Below are 17752 nucleotides of genomic sequence, written 5' to 3'. Positions count from 1 at the left end.
GCACAAGGCGCCGATTTGGCCTGCGACACATAGCGATTGGAAGAGGTCTACTCCGCCATGCCCCTCCCCAGCATCTCTGGCTACAACCGCCTGAACAAGAAGACCAAGTACTCCGCCGCCGGCATCGCCGCGGCCGGCGCTGCCGCCCTGGCCGTCGCGCTCGTCCCCGGCGGCAACGCCGACGCCACGTCGACGGCCCAGGACCTTCCGGCCAAGCCGGTCGCCTTCACCTCGCAGAAGGTCGACAGCAAGGCCCAGCAGGAGGTGCTGCTCAAGCAGGCGACCCTTGCCAGCAAGCAGGCGCAGGCCGAGGCCGCACAGAAGAAGGCCGCGGAAGCGGCCGCGGAGAAGGCCGCCGCACAGGCGGCCGCCAAAAAGGCCGCCGCCAAGAAGGCTGCCGCGGTGAAGGCCGCAGCGGTGAAGGCCGCCAAGGAGCGCGCCGCCAAGGAGGCCGCGAGCCGTGCCGCCGCGCGCGCCAAGCTGGCCGCCGCCAAGAAGGCCTACCCGAACAACCTTGACGGCTGGATCCGGGAATCCCTCGACATCATGAAGAAGCACGACATCCCGGGTACCTACAACGGCATCTACAAGAACGTCATCCGGGAGTCCGGCGGTAACCCGCGGGCCATCAACAACTGGGACATCAACGCCCAGAACGGTGTCCCCTCGAAGGGTCTGCTCCAGGTCATCCTGCCGACGTTCCAGACGTACCACGTCAAGGGCACGCCCTTCGACCAGTACGACCCGGTCGCCAACATCGTCGCCGCGTGCAACTACGCGGCCGACCGGTACGGCTCCATCGACAACGTCAACGGCCCGTACTAAGCCCGGCGTTCACACGCCGAAGGGCGGCGGCACCCCCTGTGTGCGAGGGGTGCCGCCGCCCTTCGGGCGCTTCGTTCCGGGGCCTTGCGCTACTTGCGCATGACCTCCGGCTCATGGCGGCGCAGCAGCCGCGCCACCACGAACGCGCAGATGATGCCGAGCGCCAGCAGGACGGCCATGTCGATGCTCCACTGGGCGGTGGTGTGCTCCCACAGCGGGTCCGTGTCCAGCGGCTTCTTGCGGTCCCACGGCGCCATCAGATGGCCCGGGCCGGGGCCGAGGTCCACCGTCGCGCCGACCGCGCCGACCGCCCAGCGGGCGGGCATCAGATACGCGAACTGCTCGATGCCGGGCGATCCGTAGATCTTGAACAGGACGCCGGTGAAGACGACCTGGATGATCGCGAACATGACCAGCAGCGGCATGGTCTTCTCGGCGGTCTTCACCAGCGAGGAGATCACCAGGCCGAACATCATCGAGGTGAAGCCGATCGCGATGATGGCCACGCACATCTCGACGGCCGGCGGCATGATCAGCGCTTCCTCGGGCAGCTCGCGGGGCGCGAAGCCGATGGCACAGATGATCACGCCCTGAATGGCGGTGATCACGCCGAGCACGATCACCTTGGACATCAGATAGGCGGATCGGGACAGGCCGACGGCCCGTTCCCGTTCGTAGATCACACGTTCCTTGATCAGTTCTCGTACGGAGTTGGCCGCGCCCGAGAAGCACATGCCGACCACGAGAATCAGGGTGATCGTGCCCGAGTCCTGGTTGAACATGCCCTTCGGCGCCTTGACGAAGCCGAAGTCCGACGGGATCACGGTACTGACCGCGCCGAGCACGGCGGGCAGGATCACCATCAGCGCCATGAAGCCGCGGTCGGACGCGATGACGGAGACGTAGCGGCGTATCAGCGTCCACAGCTGGGAGCCCCAGCTCTGCGACTTCTGCATCCGCGCGGGCGGCGCCTGCACGTCCACGGACTGCGGGGCGACGGCGTCGATGTCCGCGGCGTACATCTGGTAGTGCTGCGAACCGCGCCAGCGGCCCGACCAGTCGTAGTCGCGGTAGTTCTCGAACGCCGAGAAGACATCCGCCCAGCTGTCGTAACCGAAGAAGTTGAGCGCCTCGTTCGGCGGGCCGAAGTAGGCCACCGCACCGCCCGGCGCCATCACCAGCAGCTTGTCGCACAGCGCCAGCTCGGCGACCGAGTGGGTGACCACCAGGACGGTGCGGCCGTCGTCGGCGAGGCCGCGCAGCAGCTGCATGACGTCGCGGTCCATGCCCGGGTCGAGGCCGGAGGTCGGCTCGTCCAGGAAGATCAGCGACGGCTTGGTGAGCAGCTCCAGCGCGACCGAGACCCGCTTGCGCTGACCACCGGAGAGCGCGGTGACCTTCTTGTCGCGGTGGATGTCGAGCTTCAGCTCGCGCAGCACCTCGTCGATCCGGGCCTCGCGCTCGGCGGTCGCGGTGTCGCCGGGGAAGCGGAGCTTGGCGGCGTACCGGAGGGCCTTCTGAACGGTCAGCTCCTTGTGCAGGATGTCGTCCTGCGGGACCAGACCGATGCGCTGACGCAGCTCGGCGAACTGCTTGTACAGGTTCCGGTTGTCGTAGAGGACGTCGCCCTCGTTGGCCGGACGGTAGCCGGTGAGCGCCTTCAGCAGCGTGGACTTGCCGGAACCGGACGGGCCGATGACCGCGATCAGCGACTTCTCCGGAACGCCGAAGGAGACGTCCTTCAGGATCTGCTTGCCGCCGTCGACGGTCACAGTGAGGTGGCGGGCCGAGAAGGAGACGTCACCGGTGTCGACGAACTCCTCGAGCCGGTCGCCGACCAGCCGGAAGGTGGAGTGACCGACGCCGACGGTGTCGTTCGGGCCGATCACCTGATGGCGGACCGGCTGACCGTTGACGTACGTACCGTTGTGGCTGCCGAGGTCGCGGATCTCGAAGCGGCCGTCGGGCAGCGCCCGGAACTCGGCGTGGAGGCGGGAGACCTGGAGGTCGGAGACGACCAGTTCGTTCTCCAGCGCACGGCCGATGCGCATCACCCGGCCCGCGTCCAGCTGGTGGAACGTCGTCGGGCTGCGGTCGCCCTGTCCGGTCCGTCCGTCGTCGGAACCACCGGAACCAGCGGGTCCGCCGGGTCCTCCGGGTCCGCCACCGGCGCCGTTCTGCGCGAGGTTGTCGCGCGGGCCCTGCTGCTGCGGTACGAACGGCTGGTGCGGGGCCTGGGGCTGCTGCCACCCCTGGGGCTGCTGGCCCTGCTGCGGCCAGCCCGGGCCGGGCTGCTGCTGATACGGCTGCTGCGGAGGTTGCTGCTGATACTGCTGGGGCTGCTGCTGGGGCTGCTGCGCCTGCTGGCGCTGCTGGGCCTGCTGAGGGGCGCCCATGGCCGCCTGCGGGCTGTACGCGGCCGCCGCGCCCGCGTTCGCATCCGCGCCAGACGCGCCAGAAACGTTCAGGCGGGGACCGTCGGACGCGTTGCCGAGATGCACGGCCACGCCCGGGCCGATTTCCACCTGTTGGATTCGCTGGCCTTGCACATAAGTGCCGTTGGTGCTGCCGTGATCCTCAACGATCCAACTGCGCCCGCCCCAGCGCACCGTGGCGTGCCGCCAGGAGACTCTGGCGTCGTCCAGCACCATGTCGCCCTGTGGGTCACGCCCCACGCTGTATGACCTGGATGGATCAAGTGTCCAGGTCCGTCCGTTCAATTCCAGTACGAGTTCCGGCACTCCATGCCCCACTAGTTGTCCCCCGAGCTACCCCCTGCACAGGGAGTCTAGGGATGGCGAACATCGTGAGGAACTATTTCAGGCTCAGTCGCTTAACCGGAAGTCGGGTTTTGACAAGACCACATGCTGGCCATCTCGCGTCCGACTGGGACGATCACGAACAGCGGCGGGATACGGACCGGCGGTGACGGAGCGGCGTCCGGTAGATGAACGTTCCGCACCGTATGGCCGTCCACGACCTGGGCTGCCGCGCGCCGGGCGGAGGCCTCCGGATACGGTGGGAAGACCATGAGCGCATCGCAGATTCCTCCTGCCACCGCCGTCCCCGCCGACGACGACCCCACCCTCCTTGTCAAGATCTTCGGCAAGGACCGCCCCGGCATCACCGCCGGGCTCTGCGACACCCTCGCCGCGTACGGCGTGGACATAGTCGACATAGAGCAGGTCGTCACCCGGGGCCGCATCGTGCTGTGCGTGCTGGTCACGGCCCCGAAGGCCGACGGGGCCGAAGGGGAGCTGCGGGCCACCGTGCACAGCTGGGCCGAGTCGCTCCGGATGCAGGCCGAGATCATCTCCGGCCGGGGCGACAACCGGCCGCGCGGCACCGGCCGGTCCCACGTCACCGTGCTGGGGCATCCGCTGACCGCCGAGGCGGTGGCCGCGATCGCCGCCCGTATCACCGGCACCGGCGGCAACATCGACCGTATCTTCCGGCTGGCGAAGTATCCGGTGACGGCCGTGGAGTTCGAGGTCTCCGGCGCCGAGACGGAGCCCCTGCGCACCGCGCTGGCCACCGAGGCCGCCGACATCGGGGTCGATGTGGCGGTCGTGGCGTCGGGGCTGCAGCGCCGGGCCCAGCGGCTGGTGGTCATGGACGTCGACTCGACGCTGATCCAGGACGAGGTGATCGAGCTGTTCGCGGCCCACGCGGGCTGCGAGGCCGAGGTCGCCGAGGTCACGGCCCGGGCGATGCGCGGTGAGCTGGACTTCGAGCAGTCGCTGCACGCCCGGGTCGCGCTGCTGGCGGGGATCGACGAGTCGGTGGTGGACAAGGTGCGTACGGAGGTCCGGATGACGCCCGGCGCCCGCACCCTGATCCGTACCCTCAAGCGCCTGGGCTACCAGGTGGGGGTGGTCTCCGGCGGGTTCACGCAGGTCACCGACGACCTCAAGGAGCGGCTGGGGCTGGACTTCGCCTCCGCCAACACCCTGGAGGTCGTGGACGGCAAGCTCACCGGCCGTGTGATCGGCGAGGTGGTGGACCGGGCGGGCAAGGCCCGGCTGCTGCGCCGCTTCGCGGACGAGGCGGGGGTGCCGCTGGTGCAGACCGTCGCGATCGGCGACGGGGCGAATGACCTGGACATGTTGAACGCGGCGGGGCTCGGGGTCGCCTTCAACGCCAAGCCGGTGGTGCGGGAGGCCGCGCACACCGCGGTGAACGTGCCGTTCCTGGACACCGTGCTGTATCTGCTCGGCGTGACCCGTGACGAGGTCGAGGCCGCGGACGCGCACGTGGAGGACTGACCCCCTCCGCTGACTGCCCTGCCTACCGCCCCGTCCCGCCCGCCTCACTGCCGGTGAAGCACTGCCGGTGAAGCGGGCGAGGCGGGCGAAAACCGGGGCCGGGGCGGTCGGGCGGCGGGCTGGCGGCCTGCTTACTCGTGCGGCGCCCAGAAGTCGTCAAGGCGGCCGACGCCGTGCTCCACCGACTTCCACGAGCCGCTGAAGGTCACCACCGCGATGCCCGAGGTCGGGAATCCGGTGCGGGCCATCCGCTCCCGGGCGCCCTCCGCCGCCTGGCCCGCGAGGGCGTCGGCGAGGGCGTGCACCCCGGGGTTGTGGCCGACCACCAGCAGGTCGGTGATCTCGTCGGACGTCTCGTTGAGGACCGCGATCAGTTCGCCGAGCGAGGCGTCGTACAGCCGCTCCTCGTAGACCGTCTTGGGGCGCTGGGGCAGCTCGTGGACCACGAGCTTCCAGGTCTCCCGGGTGCGCACGGCCGTGGAGCAGAGGGTGAGTTCGGGGACGAGCCCGGTTTCGGTGAGCCGGCGCCCGGCGAGTGGGGCGTCCTTGCGGCCGCGCTCCGCGAGCGGCCGCTCATGGTCTGCCACCTGGGGCCAGTCGGCCTTGGCGTGTCGGAGAATGACAATCCTGCGGGGCACATCGACGCTCATGCGTCCCAGCTTCGCATGAAACGGCTGGCGAGGCGCAGGGTGTTGAAACGGTGCTCACCTAAGTGAGCACCAGACGGGTCCCCTCGCACACCGTCGGTCACGCCCCCTGGCGGCCGAGGATCTGGCGCAGCAGCTCCAGGAACTGCGAGAGGGCGCCGGACCCGCTCGCGGCGTGCGCGTCGGAGGGCCCGGCGAGCAGGAGCAGCAGCGATACGAAGGCGAGGGCGGGCAGCGCGACGGCCCACCACGGCAGCCGTACGTCCGTGCCGCCGTCCGCCGGGGTCGCGGGCCGGGTGGGGGTGCGGGCGGACATGGGGATCGCCTCCGGGTCGGTGAACCGTGGTGCTTCCTATGGTTCGACGCTACGGAGCGGGCGGGGCGGTTCCCATCCGGTGATCCACCCAGTTCCCCCTGACCCTCACCCCCTAGGGGATGGTGGGGCCAGCCCCACCCCCGGATCGGCGGCCCGGGGCGGCGGGAGCGGGGTTCAGGGCGAGGCGATGGTGGCGACCACGCCGATGACCACCGTGATCCCGAGCATCACGCCCAGGATGAGGAGGAGCTTCTTCTGGCCGTTCGGCGGGTTCTCATCGAGCACTGGCATGGGGCCAGTGTCCCACCCGCCGGTCAGATCTCGTCTTCGAGGGTACGGTCACGCCCGGCCAGCAGGCCCGTCACGATCTGCGGCACCATCAGCCCGGCCATCAGCGCGAGCGGCGGCCCCCAGCCGCCGCTGTGCTGGTACAGCGTGCCGACCAGCAGCGGGCCCGGGATGGACAGCAGATAGCCGGTGCTCTGGGCGAAGGCGGAGAGCCGGACCACGCCCGCGCTGGTCCTCGCCCGCATGCTGATCATGGTGAGGGCGAGCGGGAAGGCGCAGTTGGCGACGCCGAGCAGGACGGCCCATACCCAGGCGCCCTCGGCCGGGGCCAGCCACAGCCCCGCGTAGCCGATGAGCCCGCAGACGCCGAGGACCACGGCCAGCACGCCCTGGTTGCGCAGCCGGGCCGCCGCCCGGGGCAGGACGAAGGCCAGCGGGACGCCCATGGCCATGATGACCGCGAGCAGCACCCCGGAGGTGGAGGCGGAGACCCCCGCGTCCCGGAAGATCTGCGGCATCCAGCCCATGGTGATGTACGCGGCCGTGGACTGGAGGCCGAAGAAGACGGCCATCGCCCAGGCAGTGGGGCTCCGGGTGATCCGGGTGATCCGGGCGGCGGACTCCGGCCCGGGCGGTGCGGCCTCCGCGGCGGGCTGTGCGTCCTGCGCCGCGGGCTGCTCGCTACGGTGCGTACCGCCCCGGGCGAGGAACAGCCAGGGCAGCATCGCGACCCCGGCGAGCACCGCCCACGCCCCGAGCCCGGCCCGCCAGCTGCCGCCCAGCGCGTCGGTCATGGGCACCGTGGCGGCGGCGGCGCTGGCCGTGCCGAGCGACAGCCCCATGGAGTAGAGGCCGGTCATCGAGCCCACCCGGTCCGGGAACCAGCTCTTGACGATCACCGGCATCAGGATGTTGCTCACCGCGATCCCGGCGAGGCCCAGCGCGCTGGCGCACAGGAACGCCACCGTCCCGCCCGCGAACGGGCGCAGCGCCAGGCCCGTGGCGATGGCCGCGAGACCGGTGCAGACGACGGCTCCGGGCCCGAAGCGGCGGGCCAGCCGGGGCGCGGTGATCCCGAAGACGGCGAAGCAGGCGGCGGGCATCGAGGTGAGCAGTCCGGCGACGGTTCCGCTCATGCCGAGGTCGTCCCGGACCTCCTTCAGGAGGGGGCCCAGGCTGGTGACGGCGGGGCGCAGGTTGAGCGCGGCCAGCAGCAGGCCGACGACCACGACGCGACGGCGCCACGGCGAGGGCGCGGGGCGCTGTTCATGGTCCCGTCGGGCGGGGGCCGCGGCGTCGAGCGTCGCGAGGTCGTCGTTGGACATGCCGACCATCATAGAATCATGGGATGAATGACTGTCCAGTTGATCTGTGACCACCAGATGACAACGGGACGGCATCATGGAACGACCCGCTATCGAACGGCTCGTTGCTCAGCCCCCGCAGTTCCAGCAGCCCCCGGCACAGCACAGGAGAGTCATGCCGCTGACGTCGCCCCAGCGCTCCGCCCTCGCCGACCAGGTGATCTCCCAGCTGCGCGCGCAGATCACCTCGGGCGACTGGCCGGTGGGCTCGCGCATCCCGACCGAGCCCGAGCTGGTCGAGCAGCTCGGGGTGGCGCGCAACACGGTGCGCGAGGCGGTGCGCGCGCTGGCGCACAACGGCCTGCTGGACATCCGCCAGGGCTCCGGTACGTACGTCCTCGCCACCAGCGAGCTGGCCGGGGTGATGCACCGCCGCTTCGCGAGCGCCGAACCGCGGCACGTGGCCGAGCTGCGCAGCGCCCTGGAGACGAAGGCCGCGCAGCTGGCCGCGGAGCGCCGTACCGAGCAGGACGTCAAACAGCTCGACGCGCAGCTCGACCGGCGCGAACGGGCCTGGGAGTCCGGCGACGCGGAGGCGTTCGTGGAGGCGGACGCGACGCTGCACATGGCGATCGTGGCCGCCGCCCACAACGACGTGCTGGCGGCGCTCTACGCGGACCTGGGATCGGTCGTACGGGACTTCCTGCGCGCCGATGTGGCGGGCGGCCTGAGCCCCGACGCGTACGTGGACCACGCGCGGCTGGTGGAGGCCATCCGGGAACGGGACGGGGAGCGGGCGGCGGCCGAGGCGAGCACCCACCCGTTCGCCTGCCGCCTCGCGCCCGACGCCGGCTGAACACGTGCGCGTAGGCGTACGCGTACGCGCACGCGCACGGGCAGGCCGCTCAGCGACGGTGGCTCACCCACGCCTTGCGGATCTCCTTCCAGCAGCGCTCGCCCAGCTCCACGCGCTGCGCGGGGCCCACTTCCACCCGGCGGCTGTCCATGTCCGGGTCCCACCAGCGGGCGCATTCGACGTGCAGCTGCACCCGGTCGGCGCCCGGGTAGGGATTGAAGCAGCTGGCGGTGGCGTGCGAACCGCGCACCGAGGTGGAGCAGGCGGCCTCGCGCGGCCGGGGGCGTTCCTGTGCGACGGACGCGACGGAGCCGGAGGCGGCGAGTACGCACCCGACCGCGGCGGCGAGCAGCGAGGCGGCCGCGAAGCGCCGGGGCGTACGCATGGCAGGACCTCCTCGGCCGGGCTGTCGCTCCGCGCGTCGTGCCTAGTCGTGTCGTGCCTGGTTGTGCCTTGCCTGGTCGTGCCGTCTCTCCACCCTGCGTGCCGCGCCACCCGCGCGCCCGCCCGCTCGTCCGAACGGGTGACCGCTGCCATACGAACGGCCGCCGCCCCGTGCCCGCTTGCGCGCGGGACGGGACGGCGGCCGTGTCGACGAGCCCGGGTGACGGCGCTCAGGCGCCCATCATGTGCACGCCACCGTCGACGTGCACGATCTCGCCGGTGGTGCGGGGGAACCAGTCGGACAGCAGGGCGACGACGCCACGGCCGGCCGGCTCCGGGTCGGTCAGGTCCCAGCCGATCGGGGCCCGGTGGTTCCACACGTCCGCCAGCTCCTCGAAGCCCGGGATGGACTTCGCGGCCATGGACTTGATGGGCCCGGCCGAGACCAGGTTGCAGCGCACGTTCTTCTCGCCCAGGTCGCGGGCGAGGTAGCGGCTTGTCGACTCCAGGGCGGCCTTGGCCACGCCCATCCAGTCGTACTTCGGCCACGCGAACTGGGCGTCGAAGGTCAGCCCCACGATGGAGCCGCCGCGCGGCATGACCGGCAGGCAGGCCGTGGTGAGCGCCTTCAGCGAGTACGCCGAGACGTGCACGGCGGTGCCGACGTCCTCCCAGCTGCCCTCCAGGAAGTTGAACGCGCCCTGCGGGCCGAAGGCGATGGAGTGCACGACCCCGTCGAGGTCGACGCCCTCCCCCAGGTGCTCGCGCACCTTGTCGGCGAGCCCGTCGAGGTGCTCCTGGTTCTGCACGTCCAGCTCGATGACCGGGGCGGGCTTGGGCAGCCGCTTGGCGATCCGCTCGACGAGGGAGACCCGGCCGAAGCCGGTCAGGATGACCTCGGCGCCCTCCTCCTGGGCGAGCTTCGCGGCGTGGAAGGCGATCGAGGACTCGGTGATGACGCCCGTGACGAGGATGCGCTTACCGGCGAGAATTCCACTCATGACGTTCAGTGACCCATGCCCAATCCGCCGTCGACAGGGATGACGGCTCCAGTGATGTACGCGGCCTCGTCGGAGGCCAGGAAGCGGACCGAGGCGGCGATCTCCTCGGGCTGCGCGTAGCGCGCGAGCGGCACCTGCTTGACGATGCCCTCACGCTGCTCGTCGCTGAGCGCGCGCGTCATGTCGGTGTCGACGAAACCGGGCGCGACCACGTTGACGGTGATGTTCCGCGAGCCCAGCTCACGGGCGAGCGACCGGGCGAAGCCCACCAGGCCCGCCTTGGACGCGGCGTAGTTCGCCTGCCCGGCGGAGCCCATGAGCCCGACCACCGACGAGATCAGCACCACGCGCCCCTTACGGGCCCGCAGCATGCCCCGGTTGGCCCGCTTGACCATGCGGAACGTACCGGTGAGGTTGGTGTCGAGGACGGCGGAGAAGTCCTCCTCCGACATCCGCATCAGCAGCTGGTCGCGGGTGACCCCGGCGTTGGCCACCAGCACCTCGACCGTGCCGTGCTTCTCCTCGATCTCCTTGTACGCCTGCTCGACCTGCTCGGGCTCGGTGATGTCGCACTTCACCGCGAGGAAGCCGGCCGGCGGCTCACCGGACCGATAGGTGATGGCGACCTTGTCGCCTGCGTCGGCGAAGGCCCGGGCGATGGCGAGGCCGATGCCGCGGTTGCCTCCGGTGACGAGAACCGAGCGGCTCAAGGGACCACCCTCTCTTGTAGATGCCGTGCTCGACGGCACGCCGTGTCCGTACGTGTGTCGACCCTGGTGGTAGCAAAAACTACCGGGCTACGGACGGGTTCGGAGAATCGAGCACGCACAGGGGCGTGGGGCCGACCCTGTCGACTTCCTACATAAGCCGCCCCTCTGGCTGCCGACGCCCAACCTGCCCGGGGAGCACACCGCCCCTGGCCTGGGTCGGACACCCCCGCCTGCGCGAGGAGCGCCGAATGTCCGCGGGCGGGGTGGGTATCGGCGTCGGACCACCCCCGTCTGCACGGGGAGCGCCCCAGGTAGTCACCCCGCAGACCGTGCGCGCGCGGACCACCCCCGTCTGCACGGGGAGCGCACTTGCTGACGTGCGGGTCTACGAGGGCTTTGCCGATTCTTGGCATTCATCCGGACGGAAGGCCACCAACGCGAGTCCGTCGAAGTCGACCGGGACGCGGCGGCGTTCGCCCGCCGTCTGGAGGGTGAAGCCTTGTTCGTTGGCTTCGGGGTAGATCAGGACCGCCGCTCCAGGGCCGATCGAGGCGCTTACGACGGACCACAGCTCGTCACGGACGCGGGCGGAGAGGGTGCCGATGTAGAGGCCTGGTGTCGGCTCGATCATCCAGCGGGTCAGAGCACCCCGGACATGGTCAGGGACGGCGGTTGTGGTCAGGACGGTCATGGATGGCATGTGTTCTCCACACGGCGGGTGTCATTCCGGATCGGCGTCGGCGGCGTAATTGACGCCTGCGGGAACGGCGCCCGCCGCAGGGTCCCAGAGGCTGACCATGTCGACGGAGTACCCGTCCGGCAAAGGCTCGGCCTCGTCGGGCGCGAGCAGGGTCTGGACGTCGGCCACGATCCTCGGCAGCAGCTTGAAGAGCCGCAGGCCTTCCCGGAACCGCCGTCGCGCGTCGCCTTCCGGCTGCGGCGAGTCGTGCAGGGAGAACGCCAGCGGCACGGTCAGCTCGGCCTTATAGAGGTCCGCGATGTCGTACACGAAGGCGTGTTGCGCCCCTTGGTGGACGAAGCCAAGTGCGGGTGAGCAGCCCAGAGCGACGAGCGCAGCGTGAACGATCCCGTAGAGGCAGGTGTTGGCCGAGGACAAAGCAGTGTTCACCGGGTCCTGGTCGTCCCAGGAGGCCGGGTCGTAGGCACGGCGGAAGCGGCCGATACGGTGCTGCTGCGCGAGCAGCTTGTACAGGGCCTTCATGCGCTGGCCCTCCATGCCGCGCATCTGCTGCAAGGAGGTGGAGGCCGGGACGGGAGCCTTGAACCTCATGAGGTACATCCGCCTGGACACGGCCAGACGGCGTTCCGGATCGCTCCACTGGTGGACCTGGTGCTCAAGCCAGCGGGTGGTGAGCGAGTCAGGCGTGGTGGCGGAGTAGCAACGGACGCCGCCGGAGCCGGTGCACACGACACTCGTGCCGTGGCGGGCGAAGGTGGTGAGGGCGGGTTGGGTGATGGAGGTGCCGGGGCCGAGCAGCAGGCAGGAGAGCGCCGATGCCGGGAGGTAGACGCGAGTCACGTCACCGTCGGCGGAGGTCGTTTCGGCGCAGACCCCAGTGTCGTCCTGCACGATGCGTACGACGTCCGCGTAGAGAAAGGACAAGGAGTCGCCGATGCGCGGAAGCATCGCGAGGGTCGGTGCGGCGATCCGGCGCCGTGCGGAGGACTTCGTGTGCTGGGTGGCGGTCATGGAGCGCGTCATGCCTCCCGGGCGCCAGGGGCGAGGCTGAGCAGCCCGCAGCCGTAGGACTTGCCGCGGCCGATGCCGTGCAGCAGAGCGCCGCGCAGCGCGGCGGCGTCGCGGACGGTGGCGGCGCCCTCGAAGAGGATCGCCGCGTGAGCGACCCGGACGGTCTCCTTCGTCTGCGTCCGGCCCTCGTCGTGCCGTTTGGGCTGGTGCCACGCAGTGGGGGCGTCGGCGCTCCGGGACAGGATGGTGTGCAGGTCCAGTCCGGCGACAGCCGCACGGTCGGCCCACCATCGGTCGGCGTCGTCTCCGTACAGCGGGATGGCCTGCTTCCACTTGCCTGCGGTGCTGTTGCGGCCGCAGCGCCGTACGGCGTTGCCGAGGAAGCGGTAGCGGACCGGCGTCCCGGGCCGCAGGGCCACGAACATGCCGTGCATCGTGCGCGTCTGCGCCTGCGCGTAGCTGGTGGGCAGCAGGGCCGGATCCGGCGGCAGCTGGGTCTGGACGAGGAGGACGGGGGCGCCGATGCCGTCGGTGTCCAGTCGGAAGAGGACCCCGGCCCGGGCTCGCGGGGCGTCGCCGAGCCCGCTGGGCACGAGCGTCATGACGCGGCGGTGGAGAGCGGCGGCGTTGCGCAGGTCGTGCTGGACCTGCCTGCTGGCCGGGTTGAGCAGGAGCCGGGTCAGCCATGCCTGCTCGGCAACCGTTTCGGGAGACGCTGTGGTGGTCATAGGGCGTTTCCTCCGTTTCCCCCGAGGCGCGGAGCGTTCAGGTAGGCGTCGAGGGCATCGAGGTAGTCGATGCCATAGCCGCCGCACAGGTCGGCAGGCAGCCGTCGGCTGGTGGTGTACACGGGGCGCGCATGGTGTACGCGGTCGCGTGCGGTGAGGCGGACCGGCTCGTCGTTCAGCGTGGTGACGGAGGTCCGGCTGGACGGCGCGTCACCGGACCCCGTCGGGAACGGCACGTCCGCTGTGAAGCGCACCAGGACGGTGGCGGGCCCTGCACTGCCATCCTCTGCCGAGGTCCGCGGCACCTGTCGGGCGAGGGGGACGCGGTTGAGTTCGGCGACCGGGTCAAGGACGCCGGTACGGAGCAGGAGCAGCGCGCCAGGCGGGCAGGAACGGCGGCCCAGGTGGAGCGGCCAGCGCGGGGCGGCCAGCGCCTCCGCGCAGGCGGTGAGGAGAGCACCGTCCGGCTGGGAAGCGGTGACCGCGACGGTGAAGACGGCATCGCTCAGATAGTGGCGGCGGGAGACGATGGTCGCCGTATCACCACTGCGCCGGGCGCCCTTGGCAGTGGGAACGGTCCGGTGCTGGGGGTATCCGCCGCCCACGGTGTGGAAGTCGCGCAGCCGGACCCCGGGGCGGTCGGTCCGTATGGTGAAGCGAAGCCGGGTGAGCCCGGCGAAGTCCGGCGCGGAGTCGCCTAGGGCGTCCGGGGCGGCGGCCGCGTCCACGGTCGCGTCGGCGCGCGGGATGCCGAGGGCAGAGGCGAACATCCCGATCAGACCCGAGCGGGTGGGGTGCGCCACCGTGTCGCGATCGGTGAAGGCGCTGTGCTCGCCCCAGGACTGGAGCGGCCCGCCGAGCTGCAACAGGAGCCCTGTCACGTCCGGTCGGTCCCTTCCGCGGGCCAGACGGCGGAGACGGCTCCGGCGACCAGTTCGGGGTAGGAGGCCGCCTGCTCGCCGAGGCCGTCCCACTCCTTGTCGTCAACGGAGGCGTGCGCGCTGTGGATCAGCCCGGTGTCACCGAGGAGTCGCCGCACACGGGTGGCGTAGTCGCTGAGGGCGTCACGGGAAGAGCATGCCCAGCCCTCCGACCGGGCCTGCACCGGCTTCTCGAAGGCGGCAGCGAGGGAGAGCGGCCGGTCGGATCGGACGCAGATGTGCACCAGGTCGGGGACGGTGTGCGGGGCGGTGGAGTTCTTCTTGGCCGACGGCAAGGTGCTGATGAACGCAGTGGCGAAGGCCGCGGCGAGGGTGCGTGCGGTGTCGGGTTCCGGAATGTTCTTGGCGAGGTCGCGCAGGTCGAGGGTGGCGTACCGGTAGAAGACGCCGCTGCTGTACTCGCCGGTGTTCATGTGCGCGCTTCCCGCGTCCGTGGCCCACTGGTCGGCGTCGTCGACCGCGGTGAAGAAGTCCGCCTCGACGGAAGTGCTGTGGGTGGTGAAGGCGTGCGCGACCTGGACCGCGCCGTCCACTCCGGCCCCGGGGATCTCGGCGAGCATCCGGCCGAAGAGCGCGATGGAGCCGTTACGGGAGCGCAGCACCTCGTGCACGGCTTCCTTGGGCAGTAGGGCCTTGGCGGAGGCGGCCTTGTTACCCAGAGCCTTCTCCAGGGCCTGACGGTGCTGCTCGGCGATGTCGGCGAGCGCGGCTGCCGCGGTGTCGGGAAGGAACAGCAGGGAGGCGGTCGTCGTGTCGCCCTTCTCCAGCGCGAGCTTGGAGTCGGTGGAGCGGATGACCTGCGCGCCTGCGAGGGCGGCGAGGTCGGCGGGCCAGTTGCGCTTGTCCTCAAGCTCCCCGGCGACCTGCTGTGGCAGACGGCGGGTCCGTAAGGCCTGCTGGCCGATGTGCTCCTCCACGGCGAGCCGGGTGGGCCGCTTCCATGCCTGGCTGGAGACGCGGGTACGAGTGGTGCCGCCGAAGGTGACGGTCTTGGGCGAGCCGAGATCGTCGCGGTTGACGTTGCTGTACGGGAGCGTCTGAGTGATGTGAATGTCCAGGAAACGGGGTTCGCCGGACGCTGAGACGGCGGATGCGGTCATCGCGAGTGGTCCTTTCGGTGGAGCAGAGGTGCGTGGGCAAGGGGTTCGGGCGGGTCAGGCAGACCGGGCTTCGTCCTCCGCCTTGTCCCCGGTCGCGGCGGCCTTCTTACGTCGCAGCGTGCGGTAGAAGCCCTCCAGCCACCGGGTCGCCACCTGGTCACGGTGGTGCTCCCACGCGATCAGGTCACGGAGGAGGCACGCGTAGTCGGCCGCGACACCGGCGGAGCCCAGTTGGCGGAGCACGGCCGGGAGCATGCGATGAATGCCGTCGGTGTCCTGCCGGACCATCAGGTGGAGCCGGGCCTCCGCCCCGCCCTCTTTGAGTCCGTCGGTGTCCTGGCATGCGACGGCCAACGCCAGGCTCTCCCCCAAGCTCGTGCGAGAGGGCCGGGATCCGGTGGCGGCGGCGGGGCTGCCGGGGGGCGTTGTTGTCTGGACCGCCTCGGCACCGTCGGCCGCGTGGTCGAGGCCCGGTTCGGCCGCGAAGTCCAGGTCCGGTTTCGAGGCGTCCGCGCTGTCGGCCTCAGCCGTGCGCTGGGCCCGGGGGCGGGCCGCGATGAGGGCGGCCACGGCGTAATAGGCCCGCTTTCTGGACCCTTTCGCCTTGTCCGGGACAAGACCGTGGCGCAGCAGGGCAGCATGGGTACGGGCAGGCATCTCGTCCACCGGTTTGGCCAGCCCGCGCCGGAGTGCCTGCTGGGTGCCGGGGTCGGCGCACTGGGCGAAGACGTTGGCCACGAAGGTGTCGTAGCGGTCCAGCGAGGAGATTCGAGATGCGGGACGGGTTCCATCCCCGGTGTCCCGTGGGGCAGTCGTGGTCATGCCGGTGTCCTCTCCGTGTCCGGTGCCCCCGTGGTCCCTGCGGTCCCTGCGGGGTGATGGGGCGGCCGGCCGGCCTGGCCGAAAAGGCTGCGTACCAGCCCCCGGGTGCCCTCGCGGGCCTTCGCGCCGCGTGGGGTGCCCGCGACGGGCCTGGTCACGTCGTCGTAAACGCATAGGGCAAGACGGCCGAACGCCCGCATCGCGTGGGTGAAGTCGCGAGCGTCCAGGGAGTCCCAGAAGCGCTCCTCCGCCACCGGCCAGTACGCCGCCAGCGCTGCGCTGGGCCAGGGGCCACCGTCCCTGTTCTTCCTGCCCGGCTTGTCGTCGGTAAACGGGGTGGTGTATGAGCGCCAGGCGACGCGCAGCGCGAACACCAAGCGCTGTGCGGCCTTCTCGGCTGCCTCGCGCCCCTCTTTCGCCCCGAGCGCGAGGGCGTTGTCCGTCGACTCGTCCGAGGATTCGAGCAGGGCGAAGAGGCTTGGTGTGGTGGCGCTGAAATAGGTGCGGTCCCGGGTCTGGCCGTCCTGGTCGAAGCCATACGCGCGCACCCGCAGCGCACGCAGGGGGGCTTCCGGGATCTGCCCGCCAACCAGGCCGTCCAGGACGAGCGGCCGTTTCCCTCCGTCGCCCCGGTTCAGCAGGACGAGCGCGTCCAGATCTCGCCACAGCGACCGCTCGGCATCGGCATCGCGGGAGCGCAGTGCGCCGTCCTTGCCCTCGTCCCAGATCAGGTAAGGGTCAGTGTGCGACGACGCGCGGGGCATGCGGAACGCCCAGGTGATTGTGGCGTCCGTGACGCTCTCGCCGTCCGGTCCGGGCTGGAGCAGGATGGTGTGCTGGTACTGCTCGGTGAGGGCAGTCAGCGGGCCGACCGCGCCGGAGGGCGGAGCCAGGGGCTCGGGGAGTTCTTCGCGCTCCCACGGGCAGGCGTCCTCCACCGCCGCTCCCCCGGTCCCGCCGACCGCTCCTGCTTGGCTCGGCTGGGGCCAGGCGCTGGGGGCCGGGATGCCGAGCAGCAGCGTCTCGAACAGCGACCGGCCCTCCGGGTGGTACGACATCACCCGGCGCAGCGGCCCGGCGAAGGAATTCCCGAACCGCTTGCCGGAGACGGTGCGCGGTGTGCACTGGCCGGACGGGCCGTAGTAGAGCTGCGCGATGAGGTGCAGGGCCGCTTCGGAGGATGGGATGGCCACCTGCTCGGCGTCGGTGAAGTGCCCGAAGAAGACCTGGTTGCTCCCGGCAGGGCGAGCCATGACCAGCTTGTTGACGCCCGAGCGGCTGGGACACTCGTCGGCCAGCCGGGGGTCCTGGAGGAAGGGCCGGACCGGATCGTGGAGGCGGAGCCGACTGCCGTGCTCGGTGAGGTAAGCGTCGACCGCGGCCGGATCGAAACCCTGCGCCGCCTCCAGTAGGTCGTAGCGCAGGTCGAGCCACGCGGCGGTGTTCGACGCCGTGTCGAGCCCGGTAATGCGTGCGGCCATCGCGCACAGGATGCGCATCAGCCCCGAGGCGGCTGGTGGGAGCGCCACGGTGAGCCCGTCGATCTGGTGGGCGTTGAGGAAGAGTTCGCGCAGGCTGACGCTTGTTGCGCCCCCTTCCCTCGTACGGACGGGGATCCAGGGGCGTGTGCGGAGGTCGAAGTGGTCGTGGTGGGAATGGGGGCGGGCAGGCATGGCGAGGATGCACCTCGATTGATGAAGGAGCGTGTGCGACGGACGCGCTCGGGCAGCGCGATGCCGTAGATTTGAGGTCTCCGCGCAGGCGGAGGTGGCCCGATGCTGATGTGCGCGAGCGCCAGACGATGCGCCCCTCTCCCCGCGAAGGTGGGGGCTGATGGCGGGATCCCCCTGGCTG

At 70.8% G+C, this 17752-nt stretch carries 18 protein-coding genes; 3 read left to right on the top strand and 15 right to left on the bottom strand.

The window, feature by feature from the left end; genetic code table 11:
• Positions 1 to 57 precede the first annotated feature (57 nt).
• Complete coding sequence (locus ACZ6CL_RS22330; RefSeq protein WP_468937915.1) at positions 58 to 825, top strand: transglycosylase SLT domain-containing protein; 768 nt, start codon at positions 58 to 60, stop codon at positions 823 to 825.
• 89 nt (positions 826 to 914) lie between these two features.
• Here ACZ6CL_RS22330 and ACZ6CL_RS22325 read toward each other — a convergent pair whose 3' ends face one another.
• Positions 915 to 3578 carry an ABC transporter ATP-binding protein/permease gene (locus tag ACZ6CL_RS22325; RefSeq protein ID WP_468937913.1) on the bottom strand — a complete coding sequence of 888 codons (2664 nt, stop codon included), beginning with the start codon at positions 3576 to 3578 and terminating at the stop codon, positions 915 to 917.
• A gap of 276 nt (positions 3579 to 3854) precedes the next feature.
• On the opposite strand from ACZ6CL_RS22325, the gene serB reads away from it, so the two are divergent.
• Positions 3855 to 5090: a phosphoserine phosphatase SerB gene (serB, locus tag ACZ6CL_RS22320; RefSeq protein ID WP_468937911.1), complete on the top strand. Its 1236-nt coding sequence runs from the start codon at positions 3855 to 3857 to the stop codon at positions 5088 to 5090.
• Between the two features lie 131 nt (positions 5091 to 5221).
• Here the strand turns inward: serB and ACZ6CL_RS22315 are convergent, their stop codons facing one another.
• The 4 genes from ACZ6CL_RS22315 to ACZ6CL_RS22300 all read right to left on the bottom strand — a co-directional run bounded on the left by ACZ6CL_RS22315 (position 5222) and on the right by ACZ6CL_RS22300 (position 7666).
• Positions 5222 to 5740: a SixA phosphatase family protein gene (locus ACZ6CL_RS22315; RefSeq protein ID WP_468937910.1), complete on the bottom strand. Its 519-nt coding sequence runs from the start codon at positions 5738 to 5740 to the stop codon at positions 5222 to 5224.
• Between the two features lie 97 nt (positions 5741 to 5837).
• On the bottom strand, positions 5838 to 6053 hold the full coding sequence (locus ACZ6CL_RS22310) for a hypothetical protein (protein WP_468937909.1): 216 nt from the start codon (positions 6051 to 6053) through the stop codon (positions 5838 to 5840).
• A 174-nt stretch (positions 6054 to 6227) separates the two neighbouring features.
• On the bottom strand, positions 6228 to 6344 hold the full coding sequence (locus ACZ6CL_RS22305; protein ID WP_468937908.1) for an SGM_5486 family transporter-associated protein: 117 nt from the start codon (positions 6342 to 6344) through the stop codon (positions 6228 to 6230).
• 23 nt (positions 6345 to 6367) lie between these two features.
• Positions 6368 to 7666, bottom strand: a complete 1299-nt coding sequence (locus ACZ6CL_RS22300) for a CynX/NimT family MFS transporter (protein WP_468937906.1) — start codon at positions 7664 to 7666, stop codon at positions 6368 to 6370.
• Between the two features lie 154 nt (positions 7667 to 7820).
• Between ACZ6CL_RS22300 and ACZ6CL_RS22295 the strand changes: the two genes are divergently transcribed.
• Entirely contained in the window at positions 7821 to 8501 is a 681-nt protein-coding gene (locus ACZ6CL_RS22295) for a FadR/GntR family transcriptional regulator (RefSeq protein ID WP_468937905.1), read from the top strand.
• A 49-nt stretch (positions 8502 to 8550) separates the two neighbouring features.
• On the opposite strand, the gene ACZ6CL_RS22290 is transcribed toward ACZ6CL_RS22295, so the two are convergent.
• The 10 genes from ACZ6CL_RS22290 to casA form a co-directional block, all read right to left on the bottom strand.
• Positions 8551 to 8886 (bottom strand): hypothetical protein, encoded by a 336-nt coding sequence (locus ACZ6CL_RS22290; protein ID WP_468937903.1) that lies wholly within the window; start codon positions 8884 to 8886, stop codon positions 8551 to 8553.
• A 229-nt stretch (positions 8887 to 9115) separates the two neighbouring features.
• Entirely contained in the window at positions 9116 to 9886 is a 771-nt protein-coding gene (gene fabI / locus ACZ6CL_RS22285; RefSeq protein ID WP_468937901.1) for an enoyl-ACP reductase FabI, read from the bottom strand.
• Positions 9887 to 9891: 5 nt separating this feature from the next.
• Positions 9892 to 10596: a 3-oxoacyl-[acyl-carrier-protein] reductase gene (gene fabG, locus ACZ6CL_RS22280; RefSeq protein ID WP_358623479.1), complete on the bottom strand. Its 705-nt coding sequence runs from the start codon at positions 10594 to 10596 to the stop codon at positions 9892 to 9894.
• Positions 10597 to 10981: 385 nt separating this feature from the next.
• Positions 10982 to 11296, bottom strand: a complete 315-nt coding sequence (gene cas2e, locus ACZ6CL_RS22275) for a type I-E CRISPR-associated endoribonuclease Cas2e (RefSeq protein ID WP_468937900.1) — start codon at positions 11294 to 11296, stop codon at positions 10982 to 10984.
• Positions 11297 to 11317: 21 nt separating this feature from the next.
• Positions 11318 to 12307, bottom strand: a complete 990-nt coding sequence (gene cas1e / locus ACZ6CL_RS22270; RefSeq protein WP_468937898.1) for a type I-E CRISPR-associated endonuclease Cas1e — start codon at positions 12305 to 12307, stop codon at positions 11318 to 11320.
• An 8-nt stretch (positions 12308 to 12315) separates the two neighbouring features.
• The gene (locus tag ACZ6CL_RS22265) at positions 12316 to 13035 is read right to left on the bottom strand and encodes a type I-E CRISPR-associated protein Cas6/Cse3/CasE (protein WP_468937896.1); all 720 of its coding nucleotides are present in this window, start codon (positions 13033 to 13035) and stop codon (positions 12316 to 12318) included.
• Entirely contained in the window at positions 13032 to 13916 is an 885-nt protein-coding gene (gene cas5e / locus ACZ6CL_RS22260) for a type I-E CRISPR-associated protein Cas5/CasD (protein ID WP_468937894.1), read from the bottom strand. Before cas5e ends, ACZ6CL_RS22265 begins: the two co-directional genes overlap by 4 nt.
• A complete protein-coding gene (gene cas7e / locus ACZ6CL_RS22255; protein ID WP_468937893.1) occupies positions 13913 to 15076 on the bottom strand; it encodes a type I-E CRISPR-associated protein Cas7/Cse4/CasC in 1164 nt (387 codons plus the stop codon). The genes cas5e and cas7e overlap by 4 nt, the downstream gene beginning before the upstream one ends.
• Positions 15077 to 15130: 54 nt before the next feature.
• The gene (casB, locus tag ACZ6CL_RS22250) at positions 15131 to 15898 is read right to left on the bottom strand and encodes a type I-E CRISPR-associated protein Cse2/CasB (RefSeq protein WP_468937892.1); all 768 of its coding nucleotides are present in this window, start codon (positions 15896 to 15898) and stop codon (positions 15131 to 15133) included.
• Positions 15895 to 17571, bottom strand: a complete 1677-nt coding sequence (gene casA / locus ACZ6CL_RS22245) for a type I-E CRISPR-associated protein Cse1/CasA (protein ID WP_468937891.1) — start codon at positions 17569 to 17571, stop codon at positions 15895 to 15897. The genes casB and casA overlap by 4 nt, the downstream gene beginning before the upstream one ends.
• Positions 17572 to 17752: the final 181 nt, after the last annotated feature.

Source organism: Streptomyces sp. NPDC041200, assembly GCF_055591805.1.
Note: the sequence above shows the minus strand (reverse complement) of the source record. Positions and strands in the feature narration are given on the sequence as shown.

What these genes read in the sequence shown, in the direction of transcription:
- ACZ6CL_RS22330 (WP_468937915.1), top strand. Translation starts at nt 58, where the DNA reads ATGCCCCTCCCCAGCATCTCTGGCTACAACCGCCTGAACAAGAAGACC.
- serB (WP_468937911.1), top strand. Translation starts at nt 3,855, where the DNA reads ATGAGCGCATCGCAGATTCCTCCTGCCACCGCCGTCCCCGCCGACGAC.
- ACZ6CL_RS22315 (WP_468937910.1), bottom strand. Translation starts at nt 5,740, where the DNA reads ATGAGCGTCGATGTGCCCCGCAGGATTGTCATTCTCCGACACGCCAAG.
- ACZ6CL_RS22310 (WP_468937909.1), bottom strand. Translation starts at nt 6,053, where the DNA reads ATGTCCGCCCGCACCCCCACCCGGCCCGCGACCCCGGCGGACGGCGGC.
- ACZ6CL_RS22305 (WP_468937908.1), bottom strand. Translation starts at nt 6,344, where the DNA reads ATGCCAGTGCTCGATGAGAACCCGCCGAACGGCCAGAAGAAGCTCCTC.
- ACZ6CL_RS22300 (WP_468937906.1), bottom strand. Translation starts at nt 7,666, where the DNA reads ATGTCCAACGACGACCTCGCGACGCTCGACGCCGCGGCCCCCGCCCGA.
- ACZ6CL_RS22295 (WP_468937905.1), top strand. Translation starts at nt 7,821, where the DNA reads ATGCCGCTGACGTCGCCCCAGCGCTCCGCCCTCGCCGACCAGGTGATC.
- ACZ6CL_RS22290 (WP_468937903.1), bottom strand. Translation starts at nt 8,886, where the DNA reads ATGCGTACGCCCCGGCGCTTCGCGGCCGCCTCGCTGCTCGCCGCCGCG.
- fabI (WP_468937901.1), bottom strand. Translation starts at nt 9,886, where the DNA reads ATGAGTGGAATTCTCGCCGGTAAGCGCATCCTCGTCACGGGCGTCATC.
- cas2e (WP_468937900.1), bottom strand. Translation starts at nt 11,296, where the DNA reads ATGCCATCCATGACCGTCCTGACCACAACCGCCGTCCCTGACCATGTC.
- cas1e (WP_468937898.1), bottom strand. Translation starts at nt 12,307, where the DNA reads ATGACCGCCACCCAGCACACGAAGTCCTCCGCACGGCGCCGGATCGCC.
- ACZ6CL_RS22265 (WP_468937896.1), bottom strand. Translation starts at nt 13,035, where the DNA reads ATGACCACCACAGCGTCTCCCGAAACGGTTGCCGAGCAGGCATGGCTG.
- cas7e (WP_468937893.1), bottom strand. Translation starts at nt 15,076, where the DNA reads ATGACCGCATCCGCCGTCTCAGCGTCCGGCGAACCCCGTTTCCTGGAC.
- casB (WP_468937892.1), bottom strand. Translation starts at nt 15,898, where the DNA reads ATGACCACGACTGCCCCACGGGACACCGGGGATGGAACCCGTCCCGCA.
- casA (WP_468937891.1), bottom strand. Translation starts at nt 17,571, where the DNA reads ATGCCTGCCCGCCCCCATTCCCACCACGACCACTTCGACCTCCGCACA.